The organism is Sphingomonas elodea ATCC 31461, assembly GCF_000226955.1.
In the GTDB taxonomy this organism is placed as follows: domain Bacteria; phylum Pseudomonadota; class Alphaproteobacteria; order Sphingomonadales; family Sphingomonadaceae; genus Sphingomonas; species Sphingomonas elodea.
Window position 1 is genome coordinate 98,600 of record NZ_AGFU01000015.1, and the last position, 9,558, is coordinate 108,157.

The 9,558-nt window shown below is 68.3% G+C and carries 10 protein-coding genes and 1 pseudogene; 9 read left to right on the forward strand and 2 right to left on the reverse strand.

From position 1 onward, the window contains the following. The first annotated feature begins 186 nt into the window (after positions 1-186). Genes epsC through KK7_RS0105540 form a run of 6 tightly spaced genes read left to right on the forward strand, consistent with a single transcriptional unit; the run spans position 187 to position 5,459 of the window. Positions 187-1,104: a serine O-acetyltransferase EpsC gene (epsC, locus tag KK7_RS20185; RefSeq protein WP_010543642.1), complete on the forward strand. Its 918-nt coding sequence runs from the start codon at positions 187-189 to the stop codon at positions 1,102-1,104. Beyond that, positions 1,101-2,015 carry an ATP-grasp domain-containing protein gene (locus KK7_RS0105520; protein WP_010543643.1) on the forward strand — a complete coding sequence of 305 codons (915 nt, stop codon included), beginning with the start codon at positions 1,101-1,103 and terminating at the stop codon, positions 2,013-2,015. Before epsC ends, KK7_RS0105520 begins: the two co-directional genes overlap by 4 nt. Next, on the forward strand, positions 2,012-3,025 hold the full coding sequence (locus tag KK7_RS0105525; RefSeq protein ID WP_029622879.1) for an LLM class flavin-dependent oxidoreductase: 1,014 nt from the start codon (positions 2,012-2,014) through the stop codon (positions 3,023-3,025). The genes KK7_RS0105520 and KK7_RS0105525 overlap by 4 nt, the downstream gene beginning before the upstream one ends. Continuing rightward, positions 3,022-3,990 carry a methionine ABC transporter ATP-binding protein gene (locus tag KK7_RS0105530; protein ID WP_010543645.1) on the forward strand — a complete coding sequence of 323 codons (969 nt, stop codon included), beginning with the start codon at positions 3,022-3,024 and terminating at the stop codon, positions 3,988-3,990. Before KK7_RS0105525 ends, KK7_RS0105530 begins: the two co-directional genes overlap by 4 nt. Next, entirely contained in the window at positions 3,987-4,652 is a 666-nt protein-coding gene (locus KK7_RS0105535; protein ID WP_010543646.1) for a methionine ABC transporter permease, read from the forward strand. The genes KK7_RS0105530 and KK7_RS0105535 overlap by 4 nt, the downstream gene beginning before the upstream one ends. A 9-nt stretch (positions 4,653-4,661) precedes the next feature. Beyond that, positions 4,662-5,459: a MetQ/NlpA family ABC transporter substrate-binding protein gene (locus KK7_RS0105540; protein ID WP_010543647.1), complete on the forward strand. Its 798-nt coding sequence runs from the start codon at positions 4,662-4,664 to the stop codon at positions 5,457-5,459. Between the two features lie 21 nt (positions 5,460-5,480). On the opposite strand, the gene KK7_RS0105545 is transcribed toward KK7_RS0105540, so the two are convergent. Together KK7_RS0105545 and KK7_RS0105550 are read right to left on the reverse strand one after the other, a co-directional pair. Then, positions 5,481-6,197 (reverse strand): DOPA 4,5-dioxygenase family protein, encoded by a 717-nt coding sequence (locus KK7_RS0105545; RefSeq protein ID WP_010543648.1) that lies wholly within the window; start codon positions 6,195-6,197, stop codon positions 5,481-5,483. A 35-nt stretch (positions 6,198-6,232) separates the two neighbouring features. Beyond that, the gene (locus KK7_RS0105550) at positions 6,233-6,751 is read right to left on the reverse strand and encodes a thioredoxin family protein (protein WP_010543649.1); all 519 of its coding nucleotides are present in this window, start codon (positions 6,749-6,751) and stop codon (positions 6,233-6,235) included. A gap of 275 nt (positions 6,752-7,026) precedes the next feature. On the opposite strand from KK7_RS0105550, the gene KK7_RS0105555 reads away from it, so the two are divergent. The 3 genes and pseudogenes from KK7_RS0105555 to KK7_RS0105565 form a co-directional block, all read left to right on the forward strand. Beyond that, complete coding sequence (locus KK7_RS0105555; protein ID WP_010543650.1) at positions 7,027-7,668, forward strand: peroxiredoxin; 642 nt, start codon at positions 7,027-7,029, stop codon at positions 7,666-7,668. 4 nt (positions 7,669-7,672) lie between these two features. After that, positions 7,673-8,473 carry a gamma-glutamyl-gamma-aminobutyrate hydrolase family protein gene (locus KK7_RS0105560; protein ID WP_010543651.1) on the forward strand — a complete coding sequence of 267 codons (801 nt, stop codon included), beginning with the start codon at positions 7,673-7,675 and terminating at the stop codon, positions 8,471-8,473. 213 nt (positions 8,474-8,686) lie between these two features. Next, positions 8,687-9,558, forward strand: a pseudogene (locus KK7_RS0105565) (IS3 family transposase); the annotation flags it as partial.

Sequence of the window (9,558 nt, forward strand, 5' to 3'; positions counted from 1 at the left end):
GGGCCGCGACCGACTGCCAGGATCTTCAGCCCGCGGCACCGGTCGGCGCCGTCGTGCGGGATACGCGGCACAAAAGAAAATCTAGGGGGGGCCTTCTCTCAGCCCGCTTGCGAAATACAATCCTATCGTTGCACTAGGGATTAGCGGCGCAATTGCGCGACGGCGACGACGTAGGAAGGAGAGGCCATGGCGCCGGTCGACATCCATCGCGGGCTCGATCCCGTCATCGACGCGCTGCAGGCGGCGCGGCTGGAATGGCGCACGGCCTATGCCCGCCATGCCGAGCACGGCATCCAGTTCCCCGCGCGGCGCGCGCTCGCCAAGATCCTGCGCCAGCTGGGCGCCGCCCTGTTCCCGCTGCGGCTGGGGCCACCCGAGTTGACCGCCTCCAACGAGAATGCCTGGGTGGCGGCGACGCTCGAGTCCACGCTGTCGCAGCTCGGCGCGCAGGTGGCGCTCGAACTGCGGATCGCCACGCCCGGCATCACCGCGCAGGACGAGGGGCTGGAGGCCGAGCGGATCGTCGGCGAACTCGCAGCCGCGCTGCCCGAACTGCGCCGGCAGCTCGACGCCGATGTCGAGGCCGGGTTCGCGAACGACCCTGCCGCGCGCAGCGTGGACGAGGTACTGCTCTCCTATCCCTCGCTCGGCGCGATCATCCACCACCGCATCGCGCACCGGCTGCACCGCGCCGGCGCGCCGCTGGTGGCGCGAGTCATCGCGCAGGTCGCGCATGCCGATACCGGCGTCGACATCCATCCCGCCGCGCAGATCGGCCGCAGCTTCTTCCTCGATCATGGCACCGGCATCGTCATCGGCGAGACCGCGGTGATCGGCGACCGGGTGCGGCTCTATCAGGGCGTGACGCTGGGCGGCGATCCCCAGGCGATCGGCACCCGCACGGGCTCCTCGGGCCTGCGCCGGCATCCCGCGATCGAGGACGATGTCGCGATCTTCCCCGGCGCGGTCCTGCTGGGGCCGATCACCATCGGTGCGCGTTCGCAGGTCGGCGGCAATGTCTGGCTGCGCCACGACGTACCGCCCGACAGCATCGTCGAAACCTCCGAACCGGCCGTCCGGCCGCATAGCCCGGGACCCCAATGACCGATCTTGCCCTGCTCTACGAACACCCCGCCTGGTTCCAGCCGCTGTTCGCGGCGCTGGACCGGCGCGGCATCGGCTATCTGGCGCTCCATGCCGATGGCCATGCCTATGACCCGGCCGACACCACGCCCCCTGCCCCGCTGGTGTTCAATCGCATCGCCATGTCGAGCTTCCTGCGCCAGCCGGAGCATCCGATCTTCTACGCCCAGGCGCTGATGGCGCATTGGGCGGGCGCCGGCGCACGCGTGCTCAACGGCGCGGACACGCTGGCCGTCGACGCCTCCAAGGCCCGGCAATTGTCGCTGATCGCCCGGCTCGGCCTCGCCATCCCCGCGACCCGCGTCGTCCACCGCGCCGCCGACCTGCCCGCTGCCGCGGACCTGCGCTTCCCGATCGTGGTGAAGGCCAATATCGGCGGTTCGGGCGCCGGCATCACCCGCTACGACGATGCCGCCAGCCTCGCCGAGGCGGTGGCCGCCGGCACCGTGCCCGACAGCATCGACCGCGTACTGCTGGTGCAGGAATATGTGCCGGTGCGCGGCGGCAAGATCACCCGCATCGAGACGCTGGGCGGCCGCTTCCTCTACGCGATCGACGTCGATGGCGGCGGCAGCTTCGATCTCTGCCCGGCGGACGTCTGCCTCGCCACCCCCGGCAAGCCGGCGATCACCCTCACCGAAGCCAGGCCCGATGCCGCGCTGATCCAGGCCGCCGAGGCGATCGCGCAGGCGGCCAAGCTCGACATCGGCGGGATCGAGGTGATGATCGACGATCGCGACGGAACGCCGCGCTTCTACGACATCAACGCGCTGTCCAACTTCGTCGCCAATCCGCTTGATGTGCTCGGCTGGGATCCGCACGAACGGCTGGTCGACTGGCTCGAAACCCAGATCGCCGAGGTGCGCGCATGAGGTACGGCTATTGGATGCCGGTGTTCGGCGGCTGGCTGCGCAACGTCGCCGACGAGCAGATGGAAGCGAGCTGGGACTATGCCCGCGACCTCGCGATCCGCGCCGAGCAGATCGGCTATGACCTCACCCTGATCGCCGAGCTCAATCTCAACGACATCAAGGGCGTGACCGAGCCGGCGCTCGATGCCTGGTCCACCGCCGCGGCGATCGCGGCGGTGACGCGGACGCAGGAGATCATGGTCGCGGTGCGGCCGAACTTCCACCAGCCCGCGCTGTTCGCCAAGGCGGCGGCGAATATCGACCGGATCTCGGGCGGGCGGCTCTCGCTCAACGTCGTCTCGTCCTGGTGGGCGGACGAGGCACGCCAATACGGCCTGCAGTTCGACCAGCATGACGATCGCTATGCCCGCACCAGCGAATGGCTGGAGGTGGTGAAGGGGCTGTGGCGCGAGGAAAGGTTCAGCTTCGAGGGCCAGTTCTACCGCACCGACCAGGCGATCTGCGCGCCCAAGCCGCTGCACGCGCCCATCCTATACGCCGGCGGCGAGAGCGAGGCCGCGAAGACGATGATCGCGGGGCGCTGCGACGCCTATGTGATGCACGGCGATCCCGTATCGGCGATCGCCCCCAAGATCGCCGACATGCGCGCCCGCCGCGCCGATGCCGGCGGCGCGCCGATGACCTTCGGCATGGCGGCCTATGCGATCGTCCGCGACAGTGAGGCCGAGGCACAGCGCGAGCTGGCCCGCATCACCGACGTCCAGGCGCTGCCTGCCGGCTATGCCAATTTCGACCAGTGGCTGTCGGGCACCCAGCTCGAGCGCGAGCTGAAGATCCAGGAATATTCGGTCTCGAACCGGGGCCTGCGCCCCAATCTGGTCGGCACGCCCGAGCAGCTGCGCGAGCGGATCGCCGAATATGAAGCGGCGGGGCTCGACCTGCTGCTCCTCCAGATGAGCCCACAGAAGGAAGAGATGGAACGCTTTGCCGCGCAGGTGATCGCCGCATGATCCGCCTGGAGAATGTCCACAAACACTATGCCGCCGGCCGCGCCGCGCTGGCCGAGGTCGATCTGGAGATCGCCCGCGGCGAGGTGTTCGGCATCATCGGCCGCTCGGGCGCGGGCAAGTCGACGCTGGTGCGGCTGCTCAACGGCCTCGAACGGCCGAGCGGCGGCCGGGTGCTGGTCGACGGCATCGATCTGGCCAACCTAGACGGCGCCGGGCTGCGCGCGCTGCGCCGCCGGGTGGGCATGATCTTCCAGAATTTCGGGCTGCTCAGCGCGCGCACGGTGTTCGACAATGTCGCGCTGCCGCTGCGCATCGCCGGCGCCGACGCCGCGACGATCCGCGCGCGGGTGCCGGAGCTGCTCGCCCGGGTCGGCCTTGCCGATTATGGCACCCGCTACCCGGCCCAGCTGTCCGGCGGGCAGAAGCAGCGCGTCGGCATCGCCCGCGCGCTGGCGACCGGGCCGGACATCCTGCTGTGCGACGAGGCGACGAGCGCGCTCGACCCCGAGACGACACGCAGCACCCTTGCGCTGATCGCCGATCTCAACCGCGAGCTCGGCCTCACCATCGTGCTGATCACCCATGAGATGGAGGTGGTGCGTCAGGTGTGCGACCGCGTCGCGGTGCTCCATGCCGGGCGGCTGGTCGAGCGCGGCGCGGTGGCGGACGTGTTCCTCGCGCCCGGCACTGCCGAGACCCGCGCGCTGCTCCACGAAGACGAGGCGGCGGCGACGCCGATCCCCTTCGACGGCGCCGTCCTGCGCCTGACGCTCCGCGGCGAGGCGGTGGCGGCGCCCGTGCTCAGCCGCATCGCACGCGAGACCGGCACCGATGTCGCGATCCTCGACGGCCGCGTCGGCCAGTTCAAGGACGAGCGCTTCAGCCAGCTGACCCTCGGCCTGTCCGGCGGCGACACCAAGGCGGCGCTTGCCGCGCTCCACGGCCTCGGAGCGGTGGCGGCATGAGCGGGTTCTTCGCGCATGTCGACTGGGCGGAGATCGTCCAGGCGACGCTCGACACGCTGGTGATGCTCGGCGGATCGCTGCTGCTCACCCTGCTGATCGGACTGCCGCTGGGCGTGCTGCTGTTCCTCACCGGGCCCGGCGGGCCGTGGCGGAGCCGGGTGGCGAACGGCGCGCTGGCGCTGCTGGTCAACCTGCTCCGCTCGGTGCCCTTCATCATCCTGCTGATCGTGATGATCCCGGTCACCGTGCTGCTGGTCGGCACCTCGCTCGGCGTCGCCGGCGCGATCCCGCCGCTGGTCGTCGGCGCCGCACCCTTCTTCGCACGCCTCGTCGAGACGGCGCTGCGCGAAGTCGACCGCAACACGATCGAGGCGGTGCAGGCGATGGGCGCCACCACCCGCGACCTGGTGTTCCGCGCGCTGCTGCCCGAGGCACTGCCGGGCATCGTCGCGGGGGCGACGGTGACCGCCATCGCGCTGGTCTCGTTCACCGCGATGGCGGGCGTGGTCGGCGCCGGCGGGCTCGGCGATCTCGCCATCCGCTTCGGCTATCAGCGGTTCCAGACCGACGTCATGCTCGTCACTGTCGCGCTGCTGCTCGCGCTCGTCCAGCTTCTCCAGATGGCGGGCGACGCGCTCGTCCGCCGCTTCACCCGCACATAGGATCCCTCCATGCAACGTCGCCTGTTCCTGACGCTCGCCACCGCGCTCGCGCTCGCCGGATGCGGCAAGGCCACCAAGCCCGCCGATCCGAACACGCTCAGCGTCGCCGCCACGGCGGTGCCGCACGCCGAGATCCTCGATTTCATCAAGCCGACGCTCGCGAAACAGGGCCTCAAGCTCGATGTCCGCGTGTTCAACGATTACGTCCAGCCCAACGTCCAGGTCGCCGAGGGCCGGATCGACGTGAACTATTTCCAGACCGGGCCCTATCTCGCCGAGTTCAACAAGGCCAAGGGCACGCATCTCGTCACCATCGCGGGCGTGCATGTCGAGCCGTTCGGCGCCTATTCGCGGCGCTGGAAGTCGCTGGACGCGCTGCCCAAGGGCGCGACGGTCGCGATCCCGAACGAACCGAGCAACAGCGGCCGCGCGCTGCAGCTGCTCACCCGCGAGCATCTGATCATGCTGCGCGACCCGAAGAACGCAACCGCCACGCCCAAGGACATCGCCAGCAACCCGCGCGGCCTCGTGTTCCGCGAGCTGGAGGCGGCGACGCTGCCGCGCGTGCTGGGTCAAGTCGACCTCGCGCTGATCAACACCAACTATGCGCTCGACGCCAAGCTCAACCCGACGCGCGACGCGCTGGCGATCGAGGACAAGAACAGCCCGTACGTCAATTTCGTGGTGGGCCCGGAAAGCGCCAGGAACGATCCGCGCGTGCAGAAGCTCGTCGCGGCGCTGCGCAGCCCGGAAGTAAAGGCGTTCATCGCGAAGAAATATGACGGCGCCGTCGTCCCGGCCTTCTGACCGGGGCGACGCACCGAAGGATCAAACCTCCAGCGGGTGGGTCGGGCGGATATTGGGATAGATCCGCTCGACCGGCTCGGCACCGGGTTCGCCGGCCTTCTTCCAGTTGAAGGCGTTGACCGGCTGCGAGCGATTCACCCACAGCGTATAGTAGAGATGGTCGGCACGCGGATCGTCGGTGTTCGGGTGCAGCAGGATCGTCAGCCCCAGGCTGTTGAGCTGCAGCCATGGCACCACTACCGGCAGCAGATCATTGGTGAAGCCGAAATAGAAGGACGGCGTCACATGCGGCCCGCGCGGCGTGAGGTTCCAGTTGCCGAGCTCCACCGGGAACCGCTCGATCACCCATTGGCGCAGACGCGCGGCCTTGGGGTAGTTGTCCTCATCGAAATAGATATGGGCGTGGTAGCTCTTCACCGCCGTGTAGGGCCGCGGATGCTCGGGCAGGCCGTAGCCGCCCTCGGGACGGATGCTCAGCGGGCGGGTCGCCGGCTCGAGCGCCGTCTTCTCGCCCCAGGGGCTCTTGCCGACGTCGCGCGGCGGCAGGACCGGACGGAAGTTCGGATCGCCCAGCGGCGCCTGGCTCTGCGCCTCCGCCATGCCCGCGCCCAGCCCGGTGGCGGCGATCCCTGCCGCCGCGAGCGTCGAGCCGGTGATCAGCCCGCGCCGCGTCGGCGACAGCAGATCTGCCCAGGCCTGATCCTCGGTGCTGTTCGGAACGATGGTCTCTTCGTGCATGCTTCCTCCGGGAAACGGCTGGCCTGAAGGGCGCCTCAGCGGGTCCATTGCGCCAGCCAGTCGGCCAGCGCCTGCGGCGTGAGGCTGCGGGCATCGGCCAGTGCCGAAACGCGGCCGCCGTTCAGCAGCTTGTTGGTCTTGGGGTCGACAACAAGCAGCGCGGGCACGCCTTCCGGCCGCGACCCGACGCCGTAGCGGACCGGGATCGCAAGGTTGCGATCGAACCGGCCGATGTCGACGGTCACCAGTTCATAGTGGCGCTCGACCCAAGGCTTGAGCTTGGGCAGTTCGAGCGTCCCAGCGAGCAGCCGGCAATCCAGGCACCAGTTGCCGCCGAGGTCGATCAGCAGCAGCTTGTGCCCCTTGATCGCCCGCGCCTTGGCCGCCTTCACCGCCGCTTCGGCATCGGCCTTCTCGTCATAGGGCAGCGGCAGCGGCTTGGGCAGCGCCTCGAAGCTGGCGACACCCACTGCCGGGGCGCGATCCGGCGGCGGCGCAGCGGCGGGCAGCGTGAGGACGTATGCGAACAGTGCGGCGGTAATGGGAAATTGCATATGGCCCCCTTTTGGCGCGCGACACGCGCGACATATCGAGGCACAAGCTCCCAGTACATTTGTAGGATTTGAACGTACAAAAACTGTGCAAGCCTTCAAGCTCGGCTTTACCCCGCATCCGCGAACCGCCTGCCCCGGGCGCCTTTTTGCGCCAATGCGTGCGGATCCACGCACCCCCGCGGCCGCTTCTGCAGCCCCAACAATTTCTTCGCTTCAATTCCCATCTATATAAGGGACATTGATGCCTGCCGGTCGTCGGCCACAGGAGGATTTCCATGTCGCTCAAGATTCTCGACACCTTCCCCGACTTCACCCAGGAATCGACGCAGGGCCCGCTCAACTTCTACGACTGGGCAGGCGACAGCTGGGTCGTGCTCTTCTCGCATCCCAAGGATTTCACCCCGGTCTGCACCACCGAACTGGGCGCGGTCGCGAAGCTGAAGCCCGAGTTCGACAAGCGGAACGTCAAGGCGATCGGCCTCTCGGTCGATGCGGTCGCCCAGCACCTCGCCTGGGCCGGTGACATCGAGCGGACGCAAGGCACGACGCTCAACTTCCCGCTGATCGCCGATGTCGATCGCCGCGTGGCGACGCTGCTCGACCTGATCCACCCCAATGCCTCGGACACCAACACCGTGCGCAGCGTGTTCGTGGTCGATCCGGCCAAGCGGGTGCGCCTCACCCTCACCTACCCCGCCTCGACCGGCCGCAACTTCGACGAGCTGCTGCGCACGATCGACAGCCTGCAGCTGACCGATGCGCACAAGGTCGCGACCCCGGCCGACTGGCGCCAAGGCGACGACGTGATCATTCTGCCCTCGCTTGGTGCCGACGAGGCCAAGGCGGTGTTCCCGGCCGGCTGGACCGAGCACACCCCCTATCTGCGCACCGTGCCGCAGCCCGAAGCGGCGGACTGAGCGCATGGCCCGCTTCGTCCGCCGCGATCCCACACCGGCCGCCCAGCGACCCGTGATCGGCGTGCTCTGCTGCAACGAAGTTGCGGACCGGCCGATCCAGGCGGTGGCCAGCCGCTTCATCGAGCCGCTGTCGCGAATCTCGGGGGCGACCGTGTTGCTGGTGCCCGCGCTGGTGGAGGTGGCGGATGTGGCGGCGCTCACCAGACGGCTGGACGGGCTGCTGCTCACCGGCTCAAGGTCGGACGTCGAGCCGCACCATTACGGCGGACACCCGGCACCGGAGTCGCGCGCGGACCCGCAGCGCGACCGCGTCGCCCTCGCGCTGGCCGAACGGATGATCGAGAGCGGCCGGCCGGTGTTCGGCATCTGTCGCGGGTTGCAGGAGATCAACGTCCTGTTCGGCGGCTCGCTGCGCCGCGACCTCGGCGAGGAGCATCACCGCGCCGGCGACCTGCCGTTCGAGGCGCTGTTCGAGCATCGACATGACGTGACCCTGACACCGGGCGGTTTGCTGGGCGGGGTCGCGCAGGATGCGCGGATCAGCGTCAATTCGGTCCACCGCGAAGGTATCGACCGCTTGGGCACAGGCCTTACCATTGAAGCGCTTTCGCCGGAAGACGGATTGATCGAGGCAATCTCCGCCCGTCCATGCGGAGGCGACGTGCTCGCGGTCCAATGGCACCCCGAATGGAATGGCGCGCGCACCGCAACCGATCGAAGATTCTTCGAGCGTATCGGCGCGGCGCTACAGCCAGCGGCATTTGGGAGTGCGGACCTCGTTGCGTGCTACGCGCGGGGCCACTAGCCGTCGGAGAGCTCCGTTTTCTGCAACTGGCGCTAGCTGTTCCGCTGATTCGATCCGGTGAAGCTTCGCCAACTTCTGCAAGTGCGAGGCTTCACTGTCTGGCTTCCGCCCCGACCGCGTCATGCTGCGCTGTCGGGGCGCAACTTTGTCGGCACTGAGTAGCCCTAGATTTCTGGACGCCTTGGATCCTAATTTTGAGGACAGGAGGCGACGATGGGGAAGCCCAATTTCAGCGATGCATTCAAGCGTGACGCGGTGGCCCAGATCACCGAGCGCGGCTATCCGGTAGCGGAGGTTTCGCAGCGTCTGGGCGTCAGCCAGCACTCGCTGTATTCATGGAAGCGGCAGCTAGCGAAGATGGGGTCAGGCGATGCCGGCAAGGATGCGGAGATCCGCCAGCTGAAGCGCGAGCTGGCCCGGGTGACCGAGGAGCGGGACATCCTAAAAAAGCCACCGCGTATTTCGCTCGGAATGCAAAGTGAGATACGCGTTCATTGCCGAGCATCGCAATCGTTTTGGCGTGCGGGCGATGTGCCGGTGCCTCGCCGCGCAGCCAAGTGGCTACTATGCATGGCAGAAGAGCCCGCTGAGCCAGCGGGCTAGGGAAGATGCTCGGCAGACGGAGCTGCTCCGACGGGCGTGGAACGACAGCGGCAGGGTCTATGGCTACCGCAAGCTGCACGACGACCTGTTGGATCACGGCGAGACCTGCTGCCCGAACCGGGTCGCCAGATTGACCAGGCTGGCGGGCATCAAGGCGCAGATCGGCTACAAGCGCAGGCCCGGCAGCCATGGCGGCAAGCCGTCCCTGGCGGTCGTGATCGACCTGTATTCCCGCCGCGTCGTGGGCGGAGCAGCCAAAGGTTCCGGCGATGCGGAGCATCGTTGGAAAGGCTGCGGAGGGTGGTCGATGCAGAGCCGGCAGACCACCGATCTGGTGCTGCAGGCACTGCACATGGCGGTATGGCGCCGTAAGCCGAGGCACCGGGTGTTGATCCATTCGGACCAGGGCGCGCAGTTCACCAGCATGGACTGGGCTGGCTTCCTACGCGCGCACAATCTTGAGCACTCGATGAGCCGCCGCG